We start from the raw sequence: 21,235 nt of genomic DNA, 5'->3' as shown, positions 1-21,235 counted from the left end.
ACCTTACCTTCAAAATGAGCGAAATGTCGGCTTGGCACTCCCCTCCAGGTCGGGCACCTACATAAAATTTTACCCTTGGCGTTTGACCATAATAACCAAGCAAAAGACCACGAATAATAGATTAACAGGAACAATTGCGTGCGATACCTCTCCCTGCAGTCTATTCAGGCACAACACAGATTAGTTGCCAACAGTGCATAGATCCGTAGATTATAATCCCCTTGGTCAGAAGATAATCTTATAAGAAGAATACTTCCCCACACCTTCCAAACCCCACACACCGAACGCCCACACATCACCCCCCAAACCTAAACAAAAACCTCAACATCAACAAACCAAAAAATCTCTCCCCCTCATCCCAACCCCATGTACCGCCAATCACCCAACTGAAATACGCTTCATCACAACACAAAGAAAAAGAGCCCTCGAAGACCCCCCCACAACAGCCCCTCCCTCATAAAAAAAGAAAAAAACAACCTGATATTCAAAAGAAAAAAAGCAGCAAAAAGGCAAAGTCACACAAAAAAATCGCCAGAGAAGTAAAAAATCAAACAGGAGACCCAAGACCCCATCACAAATCCCCGTCCATCACTCTGAGACAGTCAAAAAACACCTCTGTGTGGAACAGCACACCCAAACGACAATCACCCACCCCCGCTACCCAAAAACAATACCACAACCAAAAAAACCACTTCTAACAAGTCCCGCGCCCACGAACCAGGCAACACAAAGCACTAGCCAAAAGCCAAAACAAACACAACCACGCATCCGCAAAAACTCCAAAACACCCAACCAAAAAATCACGGCACTTCCACGTACCACGACCGGAAGCCCCCCCAATCTATACACACCTAAGGTACCCCCCCCACAAGGCTCCACACCCACCCAAAAGAAATGGCTAAGGCAGGAAGAGAGAAAATCTACATGGACATCCGCCGTTACACCTCGCAGGCGCCGTCCGGACTGGAGATCATCGCCAACGACGTGGACCCGGCGGTCTCGACCACGTTCAACGACGAGGACTACCGGCGGGCCATAGACGTCCTCGGCCGGCAGTACCCGATCATCCTCACCGACTCGGGCACGGGCCTGCTCTACAGCGCGATGCGCGGGGTCCTGGACCTCGCGGACCAGCTGATCATCGTCTCCACCCCGTCCGTGGACGGCGCGAGCAGCGCGAGCACGACGCTGGACTGGCTGTCGGCGCACGGGTACGCCGAGTTGGTGGGGCGCAGCCTCACGGTCATCTCGGGGGTGCGGGAGACCGGCAAGATGATCAAGGTGGAGGACATCGTCTCCCACTTCGAGACCCGGTGCCGGGGCGTGGTCGTCGTGCCGTTCGACGAGCACCTGGCGGCGGGGGGCCCCACGACCCCAGCCGCCCACGGTGTCAGCCGGGCGACACAGCCCGTGGATCCGGCTGCCCCGCTCGTGCCCTGCAACCTGCGGAGGTGTCCAGGTCCGGCGTCGAGTCGATCGAACTGCAATGCACCGCCGGCCTTTCCCCCGGGACACGTCACCCACCCGAAGTATCCGTTCACCATCGGATCCTTCCCGTTCCGGGCCCGTTCGGAAAACCGGGTAGTGAAATCCGGGCAGGCTGCGGGCGAATCGGCGGCACGGACGGCGCGCGAACCTTTGGCACGAGTAACGGCACATAGCTCGATAGTGCGAACCACGCCGGGCCCGCCGCCGCGGGAACATCCGTTTGCCCGCCCCGTTAGACTCTTCCCATGGCTTCCTTCTCTCGTGCATTAGACGGGCGCCGGTCGCCCGTAACCCGCAGCGGCAGATGTTATCCGCACCATAACACTATCCCGACGCTGCCGTCTCACACCTGCCCCGAGTAGTTCCCGTGATCACCAGCCTCACGCACGATCGAGCTGCGCGCCGTATGCGCCCGACGTCCTCATCGAGTCGGCCACCTTCCGGTATGCGCCTAATGAGGGCGACCGGCATCGGCCCTGGTCGGCCAGCAACGGAGCGGGCAAGACCACGCTCACCAAGTGCCTGGCCGCGAGGCATCCCCGCCGTGCCCGGCACCAGTCGAGCCGCTCAGGAGAGGTCAACTACTCACCTCACCTCCCGCAGGCCCCCACAGTACGCACCGTGGCCGAACAACCATCGGTGCACGTGCTTCGCGCACCAGCGTACCGGGCATCCTTCTCGGCCCGCGGCCTGGACTTCGCGGTGTCTCCGCAAAGATATGCCGCTAGTGAACGAGGACGCAGGGCCAAGCGGCAAGGCGGCCAAACGCGCAATGAGAAGGCCATGAAAGAAGTACGAGCGCCTGGTAGACAAGCAGGAGTTGGCCTCACCACAAGGGTCGGGTACACACGCCAGCCGAAGGGCCGAGGCCAGGCGACCATGCGCACGCCCAGCTCCGGCCTGCCCGAGCCGCATGGCCTGACCCAGCCGCTGCAACACCCTTCTCGACGGCGGTCAGCGGCCGCCGTCGAGCAACTGGCCCGGATACCTCTTCGCCGACGCGCCGACACGCTCTCCTAAACGAACGAGCCCACCCAACCACCTCGACGCGGACTCCATCGCCTGGGTCTGCGCGACTACCTCAAGACCTACCGCTGCGGCTTCGTCGTCATTACATCCGCACGACGTCGAACCAAAAATCGGTCGAGACCGTCCGTCAACAAGGTCTTCTACCTCGACGCCACCCGCTCGGTCATCGAGTCTGACAACATATCACGGCTTGGAAATGCTCTAACCAGACGCATGCGGCAGCGCGGGCCGACGAGTACGTGCCTGCAAAGCGGGAGTCGTGGCACAACAATCTGCCGTAGAAGAAGGCCGGCCGCCCTCAATCCCGAGGCCGGACACCAGAGGATGCGTGCCAAAGGCACCGAACCAAGACCGTGTCAAGCCGCCGCGCAGGAACCATGGCAAGCGCGGGCCGGCGGCTGCCAGGTCCGGCCTTCGAGGCGTCAGTAAGCGCGTGCCTCCGAAGCGGTCCCAAGCTGCGACATTGTTTGTATAGCTTCCCCATACCCCGAGCCCGCGCCCTGCGGCAAGACCCCGCTCACGGCCGAGGGCCTGTCCAAGTCCTACGGCTCGCTGGAGATCTTCACCGACGTCGACCTGGCCATCGACAAGGGCTCGCGCGTGGTCATCCTCGCCTCAACGGCGCGGGCAAGACCCACGCTGTCTGCGGCTGCTCGCCGGCGCCGAGAAGCCCGACACCGGTGCGGTCACCCCCGGCCACGGCCTCAAGCTCGGCTACTACGCGCAGGAGCACGAGACGCTCGACCCGGACACGCACGGTCCTGGAGAACATGCGCTCCTCCGCCCCCGACCTCGACCTGGTCGAGGTCCGCAAGACGCTGGGTTCCTTCCTCTTCTCCAGGCGACGACGTCGACAAGCCCGCCGGCGTGCTCTCCGGCGGCGAGAAGACCCGGCTGGCGCTGGCGACGCTGGTCGTCTCCTCCGCCAACGTCCTCCTCCTGGACGAGCCCACCAACAACCTCGACCCCGCCAGCCGCGAGGAGATCCTCGGCGCGCTGCGCACCTACAAGGGCGCCGTGGTGCTGGTGACGCACGACGAGGGCGCGGTGGACGCGCTGGAGCCGGAGCGCATCATCCTGCTGCCGGACGGTGTGGAGGATCTGTGGGGTCCGGACTACGCGGACCTGGTCGCCCTCGCCTGAGGCGCTCCCCGGGCTCGCTTGATCAGTCCCGTACCGATCATTCGGCCGATGCGTGATCCTTCATATGAGTGAGGACGGCTCGTACCCCGGTGTGGTGGAACGCTCCGGCGCACGCAGGGCACCGGCCCTCGGCCGTGCTCTGCCCCCGCACTCCCCGCTCCGTCCCTGACCTGCCGCTTCACCGGGCCACCCGTACGGCCGTACGGCCGGTTCGGGACGGAATCGCCTGCTCCGGGCGCTGTCCGCGGCCCGGATCGCGGAAACCTTCTGTCATCGACCTTGCCGAATGGGTGGCCAGGATCCCGGCAAGGGGTGATCATGAGAGACAAGAGGCGCATCTCCCATGAGGAGGCACGGGTGGCCGAGACTCTGAAGAAGGGCAGCCGGGTGACCGGCGCCGCGCGCGAGAAGCTCGCGGCAGACCTGAAGAAGAAGTACGACTCCGGTGCGAGCATCAGGGCGCTGGCCGAAGAGACCGGCCGCTCCTATGGCTTTGTCCACCGGATGCTCAGCGAATCCGGCGTGATCCTGCGGGGTCGCGGCGGGGCGACGCGTGGCAAGAAGGCCCGCCTCGGCCTGACACCGCGCACCTGTCGGGCACTAAGCATGGACAGTGCCACCCGGTCGGCGGACGTTCCGGCCGGGTGGTTACTGTGGCAGTCACTTGTTGCTGACTGCAGTTCCGACTCCGGAGGCTTCCATGACCGCCCCGCAGGCCCTGCTCGACCAGGACGGCGTGCGGCTCACCGTGCTCGACGCGGTGGCCACCGTCACGATGAACCGTCCCGCCAAGCGCAACGCCCAGTCGCCCGCCATGTGGCGGGCACTCACCGAGGCCGGGCGGCTGCTGCCCGGGCAGCGTGCGGGTCGTGGTGCTCCGGGGCGAGGGCAAGTCCTTCTCCGCGGCCTCGACCGGCAGGCGTTCACGCCCGAGGGGTTCGACGGGGAGCCGTCGTTCCTCGACCTGGCGCGCGGTTCCGAGGCCGACCTGGACGCGGAAATCGCCTCCTATCAGCGGGCGTTCACCTGGTGGCGGCGGAACGACATCGTCTCCATAGCCGCCGTGCAGGGCCATGCGATCGGCGCGGGCTTCCAGCTCGCCCTCGCGTGCGACCTGCGCGTCTGCGCGGACGACGTGCAGTTCGCCATGCGCGAGACCAGCCTGGGGCTGGTGCCCGACCTGGGCGGCACCCAGCCGCTCGTCGGACTCGTCGGCTACGCACGGGCGTTGGAGATCTGCGCCACGGGGCGTTTCGTCCACGCCGCGGAGGCCGAGCGCGTCGGCCTGGCCAACCTCGTCGTGCCGACGGGCGAACTCGACGCCGCGACGGACGACTTGGCGGCGGCGCTGCTGGCGGCTCCCCGGGACGCGGTCGTCGAGACGAAGGCGTTGTTGCGGGGCGCGGTGGGTCGTGCGTACGACGAGCAGCGGGTGGAGGAGCGGGCGGCGCAGGGGCGGCGGTTGCGGGACCTGGCGGGTCTGGGGGAGTGAGTTTTCCCCAACCCCGCCCTTTCACCGTTTCCTCCGGGGAGACCCCGGACCCCGTTCGCCCTTCGGGCGAAGTCCTCAAGCGCCGGACGGCTGAATAGCCCGTCCGGCGCTTGAGGACTGGGGGTACCCCCTCTGGGGGAGGGACAGGGGCACTCCTAACCGCGGCCCACGGCCGCGACGACCACCGCCCCGCCCGCCACTTCCCGCACTGCCCGGGCCACATCCAGCACCCGGAACCCGGCGGCCACCTCGATCCACGTTCCCGCTCCCACGGCGTGTGCCGCCACAACACCCGGCACGGGCAACGAGCCGGACAACACCGGCCCTTCCGGAACCGGAACCGGCGGCACCGACTCCACCACCCCGCACATCAACCCCCTCCACCACCAACCCCACCCTCTCCTCCGCCACCCGCAACAACGCCTCCCGCACCCGCCCCGCCACCATCGGCAACGGCTCCCCGAGCCCCGCCGTCATCTCCACGGAGATCCGCACCGGCCCGGCCGGCAGGGCGCTCGGCGGGGCCGGGACGGGCCCGGGGGAGACCGGCGCCGCAGCGCTCCGGTCCAGACGGACGATGCCCAGGCACACCCCGGCGGCGTCGGCGCGGCCCGCAGCACCGCCCCCGCGCCGCCTCCGCGATCCACGCCCCGTCCTCCGCCCCGCCCAGCGGCAGCAGCCTCCCCAGGGCGAGTTGCCGGCGGACCGCACCGGATCCGTCCATGTCCGTCCTCCTGCCGTACACGCCGCGAAGTTCGCATCGACAAGGCATATCGTGTCAACAGATCGGTGCGCGCCATGTTCCTCCCGCGGAAGACTTCCCTGGAAGCGAGGCGAACGACCATGACCGACACGCCGGGCGGTCCGGACGGACCGGGAGCGGCCAAGGAGCCCAAGGAGCGCAAGGAACCCAAGGAGTACGTGGCGCCGGCCGACCGCGGGCGCACCACCATCGCGGACGGCGTCGTGGAGAAGATCGCCGGGCTGGCGGCCCGTGACGTGGTCGGCGTCCCACACGATGGGCAGCGGGTTCGCGCGCACCTTCGGCGCGGTGCGCGACCGGGTGCCCGGCAGCGGCAAGTCCGCGACGCGCGGGGTGAAGGCGGAGGTCGGCGAGGTCCAGACGGCGCTCGACCTGGAGATCGTCGTCGACTACGGCGTGGCGATCGCCGAAGTGGCCCGCGCCGTGCGGGAGAACGTCATCGCCGCGGTGGAGCGCATGACCGGTCTGGAGGTCGTCGAGGTGAACATCGCCGTCAGCGATGTGAAGCTGCCCGACGAGGAGGAGGAAGAGCCGACGCCGAGGATCCAGTGACCGGGCCGGTGACCCCCGTGATGAGGAGCGCGCGATGAGCATGGCCGTGGTCGGCTCGATCGTCGGCATGGCGCTGGGATTCGCCGGGTACTTCGGCGGGTTCGGCGCCTTCCTGCTGGTGGCGGCGCTGGGTGCCGTCGGTTTCGTCGTGGGCCGGTTCCTGGACGGCGACCTGGACGCGGGCGACTTCTTCCGTCCGCGCGACCGCGACCGTGATCGCGACCGTGACGACCGGCGGCGGTAGCCGATGACCGTCGCGCGGGGAGGGCGGGCCGTGGAACCGGCCCGACGAGGAGCCACCCGGATCGCCGACCGCGTCGTCGCGAAGATCGCCTCGCAGGCCGCGCGCGAGGCGCTGGACGACGTCGGCGAAGAAGGGGAGCCCCCGTACGCATCCGTGACCGTCCACGAGGAGACGGCCCGGGTGACCGTGTCCGTCGAACTCGGCTACCCGGCGGACATCGCCGCGCGCTGCCGCGCCGTGCGGCGGCGGATCGCCGAGCGGGTACGGGCGTTGGCGGGCATGGAGGTGCCGGAGGTCGTGGTCACCGTAGAGCGGCTGCACTCGCGGCACCTGCGGCACGGCGGGGCGGAGCGGGTGCGGTGACCGGGCCCGGGGAGGACGGGAACGGCGGCCGCGCGGGCCGCTTCTGGTCGGCCCGCCGGGTGCCTGCCGCGCTGGTCGCGGTCGTCGTGCTGGGCGCGGCGGGGCTCCTCCTCTACGACGTGGCGGCGGTACGGGCCGGCCGCCCGGCCCTCGGCTGGCGGCGCCGGCTCGCCCGTGAACTCGCCCACCGGCACCTGGAGAACGGCTGGATCGTCGCCGGTGCGGTGGTCGCGGTGCTGCTGGGGCTCTGGCTCGTCGTCCTGGCCCTGACGCCCGGCCGCCGGGGCGTGCTGCCGATGCGGCGCGACAGCCCCGACGTCCGGGCCGCGCTCGACCGGCGCGCGGCGGCGCTGGTGCTGCGGGACCGGGTGATGGAGGTCTCCGGGGTGCAGTCCGTACGGGTCGACGTCGGCCGGCTGACGGTCCGGGCGCGGGCCCGGGCGCACTTCCGGGACCTGGACGAGGTGCGGGCGGACGTGGACGGCGTTCTCGCCGACGGCGTACGGGAGCTGGGGCTCGCCCGGCGGCCCGTCCTGTCGGTCCGCGTCCACCGGCCGCCGAGGCGGTGAGCGCGGTGCTGCGTCCGGTGAACCGTGTGCTGGTGGGGCTGGCGGGGCTGGTGCTGGTGGCACTCGGCGGGGCGGTGCTCGTCGGCGCGCTGGACCTGCCCCGGCACTGGGACTTCTCCCTGCCCTCCGGCTGGCCGTTCCAGGGGCCGGACGACGTCCTGCTGACGGACGCGGACCGGCGGCGGTGGCGCCACCGCCGGTGGTGGTGGCCCGTCGTGATCGGCGTGCTCGCGGTGCTGGTGCTGGTGGCCCTGTGGTGGCTGCTGGGGCAGCTGCGCCGGCGACGGGTGCGGGACGTGGCGCTCGCCGACGACGACCCCGTCGTGCTGGTGCGCGGACACGCGGTGGAGGAGGCGCTGGCGGCGGAGGCGGGGGCCCTGGACGGGGTCGAGCGGGCGGTGGTGGTGTTGTCGGGGCGGAGGGCGGCGCCGGAGGTGCGGGTGACGATCGTGCTGTCGCCCGGGGCGGTGCCGGAGGCCGTGCTGCGGCGTCTCCGCACCGAGGTGCTGGAGGCGGGCCGGACGTCTCTGGGGTTGGGGCGGCTGCCGGCGGAGGTGCGGCTGCGGGCGCTCCGCCATCGCGCGGAGCGCGTGGGGTGACCTTGCCCCCGACCCGCCCTTTCACCATTTCTTCCGGGGCTCCGCCCCTGCACCCCGGCGGGGGCTCCGCCCCCTGCACCCCTGACCAGGGCTGCGCTCTCCGTTCGGGGCTGCGCCTCGGACCCCGCAACGCGGCTGCGCCGTGTTCGTCCTCAAACGCCGGACGGGCTGGTTCAGTCCGTCCGGCGCTTGAGGACGGCGTCCGAAGGCTGCTTCCGGGCAGGCGCGCAGTCCCCGGTCCTGGTCAGGGGTGCAGGGGGCGGAGCCCCCGGTGGGGTGCAGGGGTGAAGCCCCGCGACCTCTGCGCGGAGCGCAACCCCGCCCCCACCGCGCGGAGCGCGGTGCCGGGCCGAGGGGCGGAGCCCCGGGAGAAACGGTGAAAGGGCGGGCCAGGGGCAACCCCCCCTCACCCCACCACGGGAACCGACTCCTCTTCCGCCGCCTTCGCGGCCCCAGCCGCTTCCGCCAGCCGATCCCGCCGCTCACGCCGCACCAGAATGACCCACCCGACGGGCACGAACGCCGAGAACAGCCACCACTGCACCGTGTACGCCATGTGATTGCCGATGCTGCTGTGATCCGGCTCGTCGATCGTCTGCGGCTGCCCCTCGCCCGCGGGGGAGATGAGCTCCAGATAGCCGCCGAGCAGCGGCCGGTGCAACTCCTTCGCCTGCCGCTCGCTGTTGATGATCATGATCATGCGGGGCGGCAGCCCCTTGGTGTCGCGGATGCCGCTGCCCGGGTCCTCGTCGGCGCGCAGCCGCCCGGTGAGGTCGATCCGGCCCGCGGGCGGGGCGGGGACCTTCGGGTACTCGCGCTGCCCGGCGTCGGCCGGGATCCAGCCGCGGTTGACGAGCACCGCCCTGCCGTCGTCCAGGACGAAGGGCGTGACGACCATGAAGCCGGACTTGCCGGAGTTGTCGGTCCGCAGGCGGACCACGACCTCGCCCTTGGGGTCGTACGACCCCTTCGCCGTGACCGGGCGCCAGACGTTCTCGCGCGGCACCTCACGGCCGGGCGCCGTCAGATCGGTGACGGGCGAGGGTGTGTGTTCGAGGCTGCGGCCGATCTGGTTGTTGCGCGCCACCCGTTGCTCATGGCGATGCAGCTGCCAGAAGCCCAGTTTGATCATCACCGGGATGAGGACGAGCCCCACGAGCGTGAGGATCACCCACTGCCGGGTCAGCAGGAAGCGGTACACGCATGTGACGGTACCTGGTGCGGTTCGTCCCTCATCGGCCGGGTGTGCCGGGCCGGGCCCCCTCCGCCGGCATCACGTGCGAGAGCAGCTGCACGAAGGCGGCCTCGTCGACGACCGGCGTCCCGAACTGCCGGGCCTTGACGGTCTTGGACGTGTGGGAGTCCGGATCGTTGGTGACCAGCAGGCTCGTCAGCCGCGAGATGCTCGTCGCCACGTGGAGCCCGGCCTCGATCGCCCGGTCCTCCAGCAGCTCCCGGTCGATCGAGGTGTCGCCGGAGAACGCCACCCGCATGCCCTGAATGAGCTGTTTGCCCGGTTCGTAACGGCCCGGGTTGGGGTACGGGCAGGCGGGCCGCTTGCGGCTCGGCCGCCACGTCGCCGCGCCGCCGCCGCGGTGCTGCCAGGACGGCTGGTACCCGACGGTCGCCGAACGGACGGCCGCCGGGCCGTCGGACCACTCCGTCAGCGGCTGGCAGGCCAGCAGCGGCAGCCGCAGATTCGCCTCCGCCGCCAGCGCCAGGCTCGGCCGGAACGCCTCCGCCAGCACCCGGGCGTCGTCCAGCGCGTGGTGCGCCTGCCGCTGCTCCACCCCGTAGTGCGCGGCCAGGGACTCCAGCTTGTGGTTGGGCAGCGGCAGCCCGAGCTCCTTGGAGAGCGCGATCGTGCACAGCCGTCGGCGCACCGGCGCCTCGGAGCCGGCCCGCGCGTACTCCCGGGCGATCATCGACCAGTCGAACGCGGCGTTGTGCGCGACCAGCACCCGCCCGTCCAGCCGCTTCGCGAACTCCTCCGCGATGTCCTCGAACAGCGGGGCGTCCGCGAGCACTTCGGTGGTGAGCCCGTGGATCCACACCGGGCCGGGATCACGGCGGGGGTTGACCAGTGTGTACCACGAGTCCTCCACCCGGCCGCGGCCGTCCAGTTGGTACACGGCAGCCGACACTATCCGGTCGTCCCGGGCGAGCCCGGTGGTCTCCACGTCGACGACCGCGTATCCCTCGGGATACGCGGCCGGCCACGGGGTGGGCGATGCGGCTGCGATGCGGTCTTCGAGCATGGTCCAAGAGCTTACGGGCCCGCACTGACAGCGCTTCGCCGCCTCCCCGCCGATCCTGGCCGAACCCACGGTAACGACGATCGATACCCGAGGGTAACAACCCCTAGCCGTACGGCCGTCGGCGTGTTTATGGTGCCGTCATGCCGCACCTTCCGGATGTCGTGTTGTGGTCGGTCCCCGCCTTCACCGTGCTCACCGTGATCGAGGCGGTGAGCTACCGCCTCCATCCCGACGACGAGGCCGAGGGCTACGAGACCAAGGACGCGGCGACCAGCATCGGCATGGGCATCGGCAGCGTGGTCTTCGACGCGCTCTGGAAGATCCCCATCGTCGCGATCTACACCGCGATCTACGAACTCACGCCGCTGCGCGTCCCGCTGCTGTGGTGGACGCTGCCGCTGATGCTGCTCGTCCAGGACTTCTTCTACTACTGGTCGCACCGCGGCCACCACGTGATCAGGATCCTGTGGGCCTGCCACGTCGTGCACCACTCCAGCCGGAAGTTCAACTTCACCACCGCGCTGCGCCAGCCGTGGACCACCTGGACCGTCTGGCCGTTCTACGTGCCGATGGTGGCGCTGGGGGTGCACCCGGCGGCCGTCGCCTTCTGCTCGGGCGCCAACCTCGTCTACCAGTTCTGGGTCCACACCGAACGGGTCGGAAGGCTGCCCCGGCCCTTCGAGTACGTCCTCAACACCCCCTCGCACCACCGGGTGCACCACGCCTCCCAAGGCGGCTATCTGGACCGCAACTTCGGCGGGATCCTCATCGTCTGGGACCGGCTCTTCGGCTCGTTCGTGGCGGAGGGGGAACGGCCCGTCTACGGGTTGACGAAGAACATCCACACCTACAACCCGCTGCGCGTCGCCACCCACGAGTACGCGGCCATCGCCCGCGACGTACGCGCGGCCCGCACCTGGGGCGAGCGCGCGGGAAGGATCTTCCGCGGCCCGGGCTGGCAGCCGAAGGGTTTCGAGCCGACGGGTCCCGGGAGGGCCCGCGCCTCGGCCTCCGGGCCCGGGCGGGCCCGAGTTCCCGGCCCTGGTGCCCCGTCCGCGCGTGAGAAGGCCGGCCGGTGAGGGCGCTGCGCCGCCCCCGGCTCGCCTGGGCGGCCGCGGGCGTCCACCTCGGGGCCCTGCTCACCGGGGCCACGCCCGTCGCGCGGGCCACCAAACCGGCGCTGATGCCGTTGCTCGCGGAGTACGTCCTCGTCCGCGGCGGGCCTCCGCTGCTCGCGGTCGCGCTGCTGCTGGGCTGCGCGGGGGACGTCCTGCTCCAGGCCGGTGGCGAGACGGCGTTCCTGCTGGGGATGGGCGCGTTCGCGGCCGGGCACCTGTGCTACCTCGGGCTGTTCGCCCGGCACGGAGCCAGGCATGGAGCCCGGCCGACGGGCCGGACGGGTCCGACCGCCGCACCGGGTGCTCCGGGCCGGTCCGCCCGGCCCGGAGCACCCGGAGTCCCCGCCGTCGGCTACGCCGCCGCCTGGGCCGGGACGACCGCCCTGCTCTGGCCGGGCCTGCCGGAGCGGCTCCGGCCGCCCGTCGCGCTGTACGGGCTGCTGCTGACGGCGATGGCGTACGGCGCGCTGCGCACCGGCCGCCGGGGCGCGGCGGGCGGTGCGCTCTTCCTGCTCTCCGACACCCTCATCGCGTCCGGCCTGGCCGGGTGGCCGCAGGCCCGCACACCCCAGTTCTGGATCATGCTGACCTATCTGGGGGCGCAGGCGCTGCTGGCGGACGCGGTGGTGCGGGCGGCGGCGGGGGCGGAAGACACCGGGCACCGGCCCGGTCCCTTCCGCCGGTGGAGCGGGCTCCAGTGGAGCGGACTCCGGTGGAGCGGACGTCAGCCGCGGGCCGCGGCCAGGGCGTCGACGATGCCGTAGCCGTAGTGGCTGTTGATGTTCTTGGTGCCGACGCAGGGCGCGTCGGCCGGAGCCTGCGCCGGGCAGCCCGGGTTCGTGGCCTGGGCCTTGAGGATCCACTGGATCTCCGCCGCGTTGGACTTCGGGTGGGTGCTCTTCAGCAGCGCCACCACGCCCGCGACGTGCGGGCCGGCCATCGAAGTGCCCTGGAGGAAGCCGTAGTCGCCGCCGGGGAGGGTGGAGAGGATGCGGCCGTCCTTGGCCGGCGCCTCCGGGATCTGGCGGGCGTCACCGCCGGGGGCCGCCACGTCGATGGCGCCCAGGCCGTAGTTGGAGTAGTACGACTTCAGCGAGTTGACGCCGGTGGCGGAGACGGTGATGACACCGGGCAGCTGGGCCGGGACGTCCAGGCACTTGGCCGGGTCGATGTCGCGCGAGCCGGGCTTGGTGTCGTTGGGGCTCGACGAGTCGGTGATCTTCTTGGCCGCCAGGTCGAAGTTGGAGTTGCCGGCCGAGGCGACGTTGACGACGCCCTTGCGGTCGGCGTACTGCACCGCGCGGTTGACCGCGTCGGCGATGGCCCGCTGGTCGGCGTCGTCCGTGCAGTTGAACATCCACGGGTCGACGTAGTAGCTGTTGTTCGTCACCGATATGCCGTGGTCGGCGGCGAAGACGAAGGCGCAGACCACGCTCTCCGCGTAGAAGAAGCTGCCCTTGGCGGTGCTCACCTTGAGTGCGGCTATCTTCGCGTTCGGAGCGACCCCGGCCACGCCGATGCCGTTGCGGGCCGCGGCTATGGTGCCGGCCACGTGCGTGCCGTGGTAGTCCGTCGCGGGGTTGAACGGCCGCCAGGCGCCGGGGCTGGTGTCCGCCTTGCCGGTGACGCAGCTGGCCGACTGGGAGCGGGAGAAGTTCGGCGCGAGGTCGGGGTGGGTGTCGTCGACACCCGTGTCTATGACGCCGACGGTGACCTTGCGGCTGCCCGGGTTGACCTTCGCGGCCTTGTCGGCCTTGATGGCCGGGAGGTCCCACTGGAGGCTCTCCAGCGGCTCCTGGGCCGACTTGCCGGACTTGGCGGCCTTGGCCGCCTTCGCCGCGGCGGCCGCGTACGACTTCGGCAGCTTGAGCTTCTCGGGCTTGCCCACGTCCGTGGTGGCCGCCGGGGTGATCGGGGCGGTACGGGTGGCGCCCGCGGACTGCACGCCCGGCACGGTGCGCAGGGTCTTGGCGAAGTCGGGGTTGCCCGAGTGCGCGACGATGACGCCGATCTTGTCGTACGACTCGACGATGCTGCCGCCGTTCTGTCCGACGGCCTTCTTCACCGCGTCGAGCGTGCCGCGCTCGGTACCGGTGTTGACGACGTACGACAGCAGCGGGCCGTCCGTCTTCACCGTGGCCTTCGCGGCCGGGGCGGCGGCCGAGGCGACGCCCGGCAGGAAGCCGAGAGACGCGGTGAGCGCGAGGCCGACGGGCACGGCGAGGAGGGCGTGCCGGCGTCTGGTTCGCAGATGAGCCATGGGAACTCCACATCATCCGGGCCGTCCGGCGCACCAGACGTGCGCGGACGGGTACATGACGAGTGAAGCTAGCGCCGATCATGGCCGCGGAGCAATGAATTCCCCAAGAAAGCGGTGGACTGCACTGCTTGTTCAGGCCTTGCGCCCGTTCAGGCCCTGCCCGGACTCCGCTGCGCCGCGATGCGCAGTGCCTCGATACGCAGCGCCTCGATGCTCAGCGGCGGGAGCGGCACCCTCGGCCCGTACCACCGGCCGGCGGCCGGGACCGCCGCGGGCCGGCCGGTGCGCACGGCCGGCAGGGGTGCCGTCAACCTGATGATTCCGAACGGTCGTCGACCGGGGGACTGCCGCCGATGCGGCAACTCGGTGCTCACACCAGGTCAACGAGGCTTCCTCCGGCCGGTTTTGCCCCTCCCCACCCCGCTCCGCCATTCAACGACCGCCCCCCTGTCGCATACTGCGGTGTCCCTCTACGATGCGTGACCCGGATCACAGCTTCGGCTCGCGCCCGCACCCACCACCGTCAGGAGAGGCCGTGGACTCAGAAGAGGTCGCGGAGACCCCCGCCCCCACCCCCGCCACCACGCCGCCCCGGCCGCCGGAGGGGCCGCCGCGCCCCGGCGTCCCCGCGCAGCCCGACCGTTTCCTCGCGGTCCAGGCGAGCGAGGAGTTCGGCGAACTGCGCAGGGCGCACCGCTCCTTCGCGTTCCCGCTCACCGTCGCCTTCGTCGCCTGGTACCTGCTCTACGTGCTGCTGTCCAACTACGCGGGCGGCTTCATGGACACCGTCCTTGTCGGAAACATCAACGTCGCCCTCGTGTTCGGCCTCGCCCAGTTCCTCACCACCTTCCTCATCGCCTGGTGGTACTCCCGGCACGCGGCGGCCCGCATCGACCCGAAGGCCGAGGCCGTCAAGGCCCGCATGGAGGCGGCGGAATGAGCACCCCCAGCACCCCCTTCACGGTCCTGGCCGCCGCCGGAGGCGCCGGCGAGCACCGCACCCTGATCATCACGCTGTTCTCGGTCTTCGTCGCCATCACCCTGGGCATCACCGTCTGGGCGGGCCGGCAGACCAGGAGCGCCGAGGACTTCTACGCCGGCGGCCGCTCCTTCACCGGCTTCCAGAACGGCCTGGCCATCTCCGGCGACTACATGTCCGCGGCGTCCTTCCTCGGCATCGCCGGCGCCATCGCCCTCTTCGGCTACGACGGCTTCCCTCTACTCCATCGGCTTCCTCGTCGCCTGGCTGGTCGCCCTGCTGCTGGTCGCCGAACCGCTGCGCAACTCCGGCCGGTTCACCATGGCCGACGTCCTCGCCCACCGCCTGGCGCAGCGCCCGGTGCGCACCGCCGCCGGCACCTCCACCATCGTCGTCTCGATCTTCTACCTGCTGGCCCAGATGGTCGGCGCGGGCGCGCTCGTCGCCCTGCTGCTCGGCGCCAGCGGCGAGGGGGCGCGGCGCTGGATCATCGTCCTGGTGGGCCTGGTGATGGTGCTCTACGTGACGATCGGCGGGATGAAGGGCACCACCTGGGTGCAGATCGTCAAGGCGGTCCTGCTCATCGCGGGCACCCTGCTGATCACGATCCTCGTGCTCAACAAGTTCGACTGGAACCTTTCCACCTGCTCGGCGCCGCCGCCGACAAGAGCGGCAAGGGCAGGGCGTTCCTCGAACCCGGGCTCCAGTACGGCAAGGACGGCACCTCCAAGCTCAACTTCGTCTCGCTGGGCCTGGCGCTCGTCCTCGGCACGGCCGGACTGCCCGCACATCCTCATCCGCTTCTACACCGTGCCCACCGCCAAGGCGGCCCGGAAGTCGGTGAACTGGGCGATCGGCATCATCGGCGCCTTCTACCTGATGACCATCGCGCTGGGCTTCGGCGCGGCGGCCCTCGTCGGCTCCAAGGCGATCATCGCCTCGAACGAGTCCGGCAACACCGCGGCGCCGCTGCTCGCCGAGGAGGTCGGCGGGGGAGCGGGATCCACCGGCGGCGCCGTGCTGCTCGCGGTGATCTCCGCCGTCGCCTTCGCCACCATCCTCGCCGTGGTCGCCGGCCTCACCCTCGCCTCGTCCGTGTCCTTCGCGCACGACCTGTGGGCCAACGTCATCCGCAAGGGCGCGACCGGGGAGAAGGAGGAGGTCCTCACCGCGAAGATCGCGGCGGTGGTCATCGGCGGGATCTCCATCGTGCTGGGCATCTTCGCCCACCGCCTCAACGCGGCCGCCCTGGTGGCGCTCGCCTTCGCCGTCGCCGCCTCGGCCAACCTCCCGACGATCCTCTACAGCCTCTTCTGGAAGCGCTTCACCACCCGGGGCGCCCTGTGGTCGATCTACGGCGGACTCGTCTCCTCCGTCACCCTGGTGATCTTCTCGCCGGTCGTCTCGGGCAACCCCAAGGCGCTCTTCCCCCGGACGAGCTTCGACTGGTTCCGCTGAGCAACCCCGGACTCGTCTCCATTCCGCTCGGCTTCCTGCCTCGGCTGGCTCGGCTCGCTGGTCCCGCAGGAGACGCCGGACCCGAAGAAGTACGCCGAACTGGAGGTTCCGTTCGCTCACCGGCTACGGGGCGCACTGACCACCGTCCCCCCTCTTCGCCGGATCCCCCGAGGCCTCAACGAACTGTTGATGCCCCGGGGGATCGCGTACAGCGCTGCGGACCATCGGCCCAACGGTCACCGGCTATCGCGGGAGGGGCAGCGCCGTGCTCATCGACACCCTACGGCCGTGTCGCCACGGACCTGAGAGGTCTCCCTCACCGACCGCTGCAAACTCCGCTGCACCTACTGCATGCCCGAACGAGGGCCTCCAGTGGCTCGCCCGCCAGGACCTGCTCACCGACGACGAATCGTCCGCCTGGTGGGGATCGCCGTCACCCGGCTCGCATCACCGGGTCCGCTTCACCGGCGGCGAACCGCTGCTCCGCCCGACTCGTCTCCATCGTCGAACGCTGCGCAGCGCTCGCGCCGCGTCCCCGGATGTCCCTCACCACCAACGGCATCGGCCTGGCCCGCACCGCGACCGCCCTGCGGGAGGCCGGCCTCGACCGGGTCACGTCTCCCTCGACACCCTGCGCCCCGACGTCTTCCGGCAACTCACCCGGCGCAAGCGCCACCAGGACGTTCCTCGACGGCCTCGCCCGCCGCCCGGGCCGCCGGGCTCGACCCCGTCCAAGGTCAACACGGTCCTGATGCCCGGCCTCAACGACGACGAGGCCCCCGACCTGCTCGCCTGGGCGATCGATGAACGGGTACGAGCTGCGCTTCATCGAGCAGATGCCGCTGGACGCCCAGCACGGCTGGCGGCGCGAGGAGATGATCACCGCCGGGACATCCTGGCGAGCCTGCGCACCCGCTTCGCGCTCACCCCCGAGGAGGGCCGCGGCTCCGCCCCCGCCGAGCGCTGGCTCGTGGACGGCGGCCCGGCCCGGGTCGGCGTCATCGCCTCGGTCACCCGGCCGTTCTGCTCGGCCTGCGACCGCACCCGGCTGACCGCCGACGGGCTAGGTGCGCACCTGCCTGTTCGCCACCGAGGAAACGGATCTGCTGCGGGGCGCTGCGCTCGGGGCGCCGACGACGCGGAGATCGCCCGGCGCTGGCAGCGGGCGAATGTGGGCAAGAAGGCGGGCTCCGGCCTGGACGACCCGTCGTTCCTCCATGCGCGCGGCCGGCCGATGTCCGCGATAGGCGGCTAGCTCCGCGTCTCCCATTCCTGAAGCGTCACCACGTCCCTTGAGGAAGGCCGCGCACGCCGAGGAACTCCGACAGGTGCTGCGCGGTGTTCCTCGCACGCGAGCAGGTCTTGCGGCGCTCGGGGTGTGCAGCTTGGGGTTGTTCGCCACGCCAGCACCCACACGGCGGGGGGCACGGCAGCCCTTGGCGGAACAGGATGGGAGCGGCGGATGTGTCGGGAGAGGTACACCCGTCAACTCTACGTGCCGGTACGCGGTGTCCGGACGGGACGGACGCGGGCTACGACGACGCCGGGCAGCCGACGGGGGGAGCCGCCCGGCGTCGATCATTCGCTCCGACGGGGGATGCGGAGCGCCTACGAAGTATGATCACGGAGAGCCCCGTGAAGGGCACCTAAAGACATGATTGATTTGAGGTTTTGCTGAGGCTTCGGCCGGAGCCGCGGAACTCAAGCCTTCACTCTGGTCGCCCTGTTGGCCGTCGCGGGCGCTCTCAACCGGCGGACTTCGCCGTTCCGCCGGGGCTTGGGGAAGGGCCGGCCGGGTGGGCCGGGGCATGAACGTCCGGGGCAGTGAAGGGGGCGTTCTCGCGCCCGCGTTGGCGATCACGACCGCGACAGTACGGGAGCAGCATGCCCAGCACGAGGGTGCCGAGCGCGACATGGCGCTCCACGTTCCACAACACCACGCGTCAGGATGACCGCGAGCGTGCGGATCCCCCATCGAGATGACGTAGCGGCGCTCGCGCCGCGCACGTCCTCCTTCAGACCCTGCCGGGCTCCGGTGATGCCGGAAGGTCTCCGCCTGGCCGCGCTTCCGTGATCACATGCACCACCTGATCGCCTCTGCGTGCCCGTCCACTCTCCGGGTCGGGATGTACTCAACGTTAACGCCGCGACTCCCGGCAAGACGAGGGCGGGGCGGCGGGTGGAACGGCTCGACGTGCGGCGCCCCCGGGTCCGGCCGACACTGTCGGCATGAACTTGGTTGTGGGCCATCATCGTCGGTCTGGTCCTGGGCCTGATCGCGAAGGCGATCCTCCCGGGGAAGCAACGGATCCCGCTCCTGCTGCGCGATCATCTGCGGCATGATCGGGGCGGCGCTGGGCAATTGGGGGCGTCCGGGCTCGGATGCGGCACACCGCACGGTATCGACTGGATCCGGCATGTGCTGCAGGTGATCGGGGCGGTGGTGGTCGTGGCGCTGGGGACCGGTGTGTGGGTGGCGTGTGCGCGGCCGTCGCTCGGACGGCTGACTCCGCCCCCGACCCGCCCTTTCTCCATTTCTCCCGGGGCTCCGCCCGTCGGCCCGGCATCGCGCTGCGCGCGAGTGGGGCGGGGCTCCGCCCCTGCACCCCCCTGACCGGAGCTTCGCCCCTGGCTCCCACTTCGGGGCTGCGGCCCCGGGCCCGCAATGCGGCTTCGCCGCATTGTCCTCAAGCGCCGGACGGGCTGAATCAGCCCGCAGGGCACTTCAGGGATCCAGGGACAGAGTCCCGAGCGGGGGTGCAGAGGGCGGAGCTCTCGCCGGGGTCCCCGGTGGGGTGCAGGGGCGGAGCCCCGCCCACCGCGCGGAGCGCGGTCCCGGCGCGCGCCGCGCGCCGACGGGGTCCCGCAGGGGCGCAGCCCTGCGGGACCGGTGTGAAAGGGCGGGGCGGCGGGAGGGAAAACCCTCGGCTACAGCCCGCGGACCTCCGCGACCTTGCGCCCCGCCTTGAGGTAGACACCCCCCGCATCGGAGCCGAGCCCGGCCCCTGGCCAGCAGCTCCGGAACGACCTCCCCGAGCGGGACGAATCGCATCCGACTCGGCGAGCACGATCGCCTGCTGCCCCGACCCCGTCTCGACAACGAGCCGCAGGCCGTTCTGCTTCGCCACCCGCCGCGCCGCCGACGCACTCGGCTGGAAGCCCAGCACCTGCTGAGGACACCGGTCACCGGCTCCCGCGCCGTGCTCCGCGACCTCGACCACCGGCAGCGCCTCGACGTCCGTGAAGCTCTTCTTCGAGAACTGCGCGATGAGCCCGCCCGCGCGGCCATCGCGGCCTCGACGCCGTACAGCGCGGCCACGACCTCGCCCGCGAGGACCTTCTTGAGGTCCATCGGGTGCAGTGAGCGCGCCTCGATCCGGGACAGCGCGAGGGAGATCTCCTCGTCCGTCCACTCCGTCCACGCCTTGAGGTACGGCTCCATGAGCCGGTCCGGCACGGACATGATCTTGCCGAAGACGTCGTCGGCGGTGGCGTTCAGGCCGACGTAATTGCCCTTGGACTTGGACATCTTCGCGCCGGTGCCGTCCGTGCCCTCGATGAGCGGCATGGTGACGACCAGCTGTGGCCGCTGCCCGCGCAGCTCCATCAGCTTGCGGCCCATCTGCAGGTTGAGCAGCTGGTCGGCGCCGCCCAGCTCCACGTCGCAGTCCAGGGCCACGGAGTCCAGGCCCTGGGCGACCGGGGTAGAGCAGCTCGGACATGGTCAGGCCGGAGCCCGAGGCCAGGCGGTTGCGGAAGTCCTCGCGCTGGAGCAGCTGGGAGACCGGCACCTGGGAGAGCAGGCTCAGCAGCTCGGGGAAGGTGTAGGGGGACAGCCACTCGCTGTTCTGGACGAAGCGGACCGCGTCGAAGTCGAAGAACGGCCGCACCTGCTCGCGGTAGCCGGCCAGGTTCTTCTCGATGTCGGCGTCGGTCAGCGGCGGCCGCTCGGCCGTACGGCCCGTCGGGTCGCCGATCTTCGCGGTGAAGTCGCCGATCAGCAGTGTGACGTCGTGGCCCATCCGCTGGAAACGGCTGAGGACGATCATCGGGACGGTGTGGCCGAGGTGGACATCGGCCGCCGTCGGGTCGATGCCCAGCTTGATGTGCAGGCCCTTGCCCGCCGCCCGGCGCTCCCCGATCCGCTCGGCCAGCTTCTCCCGGCCCGGCAGCACCTCCACGGCGCGGCCCGCGATCAGGGCGGCCTGCTCCTCCGGCGAGAGGTCCCTCAGGTCCAGATAGCGCCGCGCCTTGGTCTCGGTGAGCAGCTGCTCCACGGTCGAGTCGGTGGAGAGGTCCTGCGCGAGGAGCTCGCTGGCGCGGGCGACGGATTCGCCGAGGCGTGTCATGGCGTTCCTGAGATCGTTTGCGGACGGTGGGACGGGGAGGCCCCGTCGTGCGCCAGTCTATTCGGACCGCCCGCACGCCTCCCCCGTCCGGCTCAGACCCCCTGGCTCACCGAACTCATGTTGAAGTCGGGGATCCGCAGTGCCGGCATCGCCGTCCGGGGGAAGTACTTGCCGATGTCCCGGGCCAGGGTGAGCTCGGTGCGGCCCGCCTCGACGGCCCGGGAGAGCAGGCCGACCGGTGACTCGTTGAAGCGGAAGTTGGTCACCTCGCCCACCACCTCCCCGTCCCGCACCAGGAACACCCCGTCCCGGGTCAGCCCGGTCACCAGCAGCGTCGCGGGGTCCACCTCGCGGATGTACCAGAGCGAGGTCAGCAGCAGTTCGGGCCCGTCGTGCCCGCTCGCCGCGATCATCTCCGGCAGGGAGCGGGTGCCGCCCGCGTCCAGGACCAGGTTGTCCGGGACGGGGGCGACCGGCAGGCCGGTCAGCGCGGCGCTGTGCCGGGTGGTGACGAGCCGCTCCAGCACGCCGTCGCGGATCCAGTCGGTGGCACCCGCCGGCAGCCCGTTGT

General features: G+C 70.4%; 17 protein-coding genes and 8 pseudogenes. 17 read left to right on the top strand and 8 right to left on the bottom strand.

All coding sequences use genetic code 11. The features are described 5' to 3' along the window. Positions 1–921 precede the first annotated feature (921 nt). The 5 genes and pseudogenes from ABD794_RS14125 to ABD794_RS14110 form a co-directional block, all read left to right on the top strand. A pseudogene (locus ABD794_RS14125) lies at positions 922–1,362 on the top strand (MinD/ParA family ATP-binding protein); the annotation flags it as partial. 1,005 nt (positions 1,363–2,367) lie between these two features. Next, a complete protein-coding gene (locus ABD794_RS19000) occupies positions 2,368–2,508 on the top strand; it encodes a hypothetical protein (protein WP_425586022.1) in 141 nt (46 codons plus the stop codon). A 609-nt stretch (positions 2,509–3,117) separates the two neighbouring features. Next, entirely contained in the window at positions 3,118–3,660 is a 543-nt protein-coding gene (locus ABD794_RS18995) for an ATP-binding cassette domain-containing protein (protein ID WP_425586021.1), read from the top strand. Between the two features lie 357 nt (positions 3,661–4,017). Further along, positions 4,018–4,227 (top strand): annotated as a pseudogene (locus tag ABD794_RS14115) (helix-turn-helix domain-containing protein); the annotation flags it as partial. A gap of 133 nt (positions 4,228–4,360) precedes the next feature. Then, on the top strand, positions 4,361–5,152 hold the full coding sequence (locus ABD794_RS14110; protein WP_344963548.1) for an enoyl-CoA hydratase/isomerase family protein: 792 nt from the start codon (positions 4,361–4,363) through the stop codon (positions 5,150–5,152). Between the two features lie 155 nt (positions 5,153–5,307). Here the strand turns inward: ABD794_RS14110 and ABD794_RS14105 are convergent, their stop codons facing one another. Further along, on the bottom strand, positions 5,308–5,439 hold the full coding sequence (locus ABD794_RS14105; protein ID WP_344963547.1) for a hypothetical protein: 132 nt from the start codon (positions 5,437–5,439) through the stop codon (positions 5,308–5,310). Between the two features lie 556 nt (positions 5,440–5,995). Here ABD794_RS14105 and ABD794_RS14100 point away from each other — a divergent pair. The 5 genes and pseudogenes from ABD794_RS14100 to amaP all read left to right on the top strand — a co-directional run bounded on the left by ABD794_RS14100 (position 5,996) and on the right by amaP (position 8,242). Then, positions 5,996–6,467: pseudogene (locus tag ABD794_RS14100) on the top strand (Asp23/Gls24 family envelope stress response protein). Positions 6,468–6,501: 34 nt separating this feature from the next. Next, on the top strand, positions 6,502–6,711 hold the full coding sequence (locus tag ABD794_RS14095; protein WP_344963546.1) for a hypothetical protein: 210 nt from the start codon (positions 6,502–6,504) through the stop codon (positions 6,709–6,711). A gap of 3 nt (positions 6,712–6,714) precedes the next feature. Further along, a complete protein-coding gene (locus ABD794_RS14090; protein ID WP_344963544.1) occupies positions 6,715–7,074 on the top strand; it encodes a hypothetical protein in 360 nt (119 codons plus the stop codon). Further along, on the top strand, positions 7,071–7,643 hold the full coding sequence (locus ABD794_RS14085) for a DUF6286 domain-containing protein (protein WP_344963542.1): 573 nt from the start codon (positions 7,071–7,073) through the stop codon (positions 7,641–7,643). Before ABD794_RS14090 ends, ABD794_RS14085 begins: the two co-directional genes overlap by 4 nt. Next, complete coding sequence (gene amaP / locus ABD794_RS14080; protein WP_344963540.1) at positions 7,640–8,242, top strand: alkaline shock response membrane anchor protein AmaP; 603 nt, start codon at positions 7,640–7,642, stop codon at positions 8,240–8,242. Before ABD794_RS14085 ends, amaP begins: the two co-directional genes overlap by 4 nt. A 406-nt stretch (positions 8,243–8,648) precedes the next feature. Here amaP and ABD794_RS14075 read toward each other — a convergent pair whose 3' ends face one another. Together ABD794_RS14075 and ABD794_RS14070 are read right to left on the bottom strand one after the other, a co-directional pair. Continuing rightward, entirely contained in the window at positions 8,649–9,443 is a 795-nt protein-coding gene (locus tag ABD794_RS14075; protein WP_344963538.1) for an SURF1 family cytochrome oxidase biogenesis protein, read from the bottom strand. A gap of 31 nt (positions 9,444–9,474) precedes the next feature. Beyond that, positions 9,475–10,500: a DEDDh family exonuclease gene (locus ABD794_RS14070; protein WP_344963536.1), complete on the bottom strand. Its 1,026-nt coding sequence runs from the start codon at positions 10,498–10,500 to the stop codon at positions 9,475–9,477. 140 nt (positions 10,501–10,640) lie between these two features. Here ABD794_RS14070 and ABD794_RS14065 point away from each other — a divergent pair, with 140 nt between their 5' ends. Together ABD794_RS14065 and ABD794_RS14060 are read left to right on the top strand one after the other, a co-directional pair. Beyond that, positions 10,641–11,579, top strand: a complete 939-nt coding sequence (locus ABD794_RS14065; protein ID WP_344963535.1) for a sterol desaturase family protein — start codon at positions 10,641–10,643, stop codon at positions 11,577–11,579. Next, positions 11,576–12,382, top strand: coding sequence for a lysoplasmalogenase (locus ABD794_RS14060; RefSeq protein ID WP_344963533.1), 807 nt, complete (start codon positions 11,576–11,578; stop codon positions 12,380–12,382). The genes ABD794_RS14065 and ABD794_RS14060 overlap by 4 nt, the downstream gene beginning before the upstream one ends. Here ABD794_RS14060 and ABD794_RS14055 read toward each other — a convergent pair. After that, complete coding sequence (locus ABD794_RS14055; RefSeq protein WP_344963532.1) at positions 12,343–13,878, bottom strand: S8 family peptidase; 1,536 nt, start codon at positions 13,876–13,878, stop codon at positions 12,343–12,345. The two genes, ABD794_RS14060 and ABD794_RS14055, sit on opposite strands and share 40 nt — an antisense overlap. Before the next feature lie 149 nt (positions 13,879–14,027). Then, positions 14,028–14,189: a hypothetical protein gene (locus tag ABD794_RS14050; protein ID WP_344963530.1), complete on the bottom strand. Its 162-nt coding sequence runs from the start codon at positions 14,187–14,189 to the stop codon at positions 14,028–14,030. 224 nt (positions 14,190–14,413) lie between these two features. Between ABD794_RS14050 and ABD794_RS14045 the strand changes: the two genes are divergently transcribed. The 4 genes and pseudogenes from ABD794_RS14045 to moaA all read left to right on the top strand — a co-directional run bounded on the left by ABD794_RS14045 (position 14,414) and on the right by moaA (position 17,570). Further along, positions 14,414–14,818 (top strand): DUF485 domain-containing protein, encoded by a 405-nt coding sequence (locus ABD794_RS14045; protein WP_344963528.1) that lies wholly within the window; start codon positions 14,414–14,416, stop codon positions 14,816–14,818. Further along, a pseudogene (locus ABD794_RS14040) lies at positions 14,815–15,033 on the top strand (cation acetate symporter); the annotation flags it as partial. The gene ABD794_RS14045 and the pseudogene ABD794_RS14040, both read left to right, overlap by 4 nt. A 70-nt stretch (positions 15,034–15,103) precedes the next feature. Beyond that, positions 15,104–16,315, top strand: coding sequence for a solute symporter family protein (locus ABD794_RS14035; protein WP_344963549.1), 1,212 nt, complete (start codon positions 15,104–15,106; stop codon positions 16,313–16,315). Between the two features lie 265 nt (positions 16,316–16,580). Further along, a pseudogene (moaA, locus tag ABD794_RS14030) lies at positions 16,581–17,570 on the top strand (GTP 3',8-cyclase MoaA). Between the two features lie 366 nt (positions 17,571–17,936). On the opposite strand, the pseudogene ABD794_RS14020 reads toward moaA, so the two are convergent. Continuing rightward, positions 17,937–18,386, bottom strand: a pseudogene (locus ABD794_RS14020) (DUF3099 domain-containing protein); the annotation flags it as partial. Positions 18,387–18,554: 168 nt separating this feature from the next. On the opposite strand from ABD794_RS14020, the pseudogene ABD794_RS18990 reads away from it, so the two are divergent. Next, positions 18,555–18,794: pseudogene (locus ABD794_RS18990) on the top strand (GlsB/YeaQ/YmgE family stress response membrane protein); the annotation flags it as partial. Positions 18,795–19,243: 449 nt separating this feature from the next. Here the strand turns inward: ABD794_RS18990 and tyrS are convergent. Continuing rightward, positions 19,244–20,664, bottom strand: a pseudogene (tyrS, locus tag ABD794_RS14015) (tyrosine--tRNA ligase). 92 nt (positions 20,665–20,756) lie between these two features. Next, the coding region (locus ABD794_RS14010; protein ID WP_344963527.1) for a metallopeptidase TldD-related protein at positions 20,757–21,235 on the bottom strand (479 nt) is incomplete at its 5' end.

It is taken from the genome of Streptomyces thioluteus, assembly GCF_039535865.1.
This window is presented reverse-complemented; position numbering and strand designations above follow the sequence as displayed.

Coding starts and splice junctions, on each gene's coding strand:
- ABD794_RS19000 (WP_425586022.1), top strand. CDS start 2,368: ATGCGCACGCCCAGCTCCGGCCTGCCCGAGCCGCATGGCCTGACCCAG.
- ABD794_RS14110 (WP_344963548.1), top strand. CDS start 4,361: ATGACCGCCCCGCAGGCCCTGCTCGACCAGGACGGCGTGCGGCTCACC.
- ABD794_RS14095 (WP_344963546.1), top strand. CDS start 6,502: ATGAGCATGGCCGTGGTCGGCTCGATCGTCGGCATGGCGCTGGGATTC.
- ABD794_RS14090 (WP_344963544.1), top strand. CDS start 6,715: ATGACCGTCGCGCGGGGAGGGCGGGCCGTGGAACCGGCCCGACGAGGA.
- ABD794_RS14070 (WP_344963536.1), bottom strand. CDS start 10,500: ATGCTCGAAGACCGCATCGCAGCCGCATCGCCCACCCCGTGGCCGGCC.
- ABD794_RS14065 (WP_344963535.1), top strand. CDS start 10,641: ATGCCGCACCTTCCGGATGTCGTGTTGTGGTCGGTCCCCGCCTTCACC.
- ABD794_RS14055 (WP_344963532.1), bottom strand. CDS start 13,878: ATGGCTCATCTGCGAACCAGACGCCGGCACGCCCTCCTCGCCGTGCCC.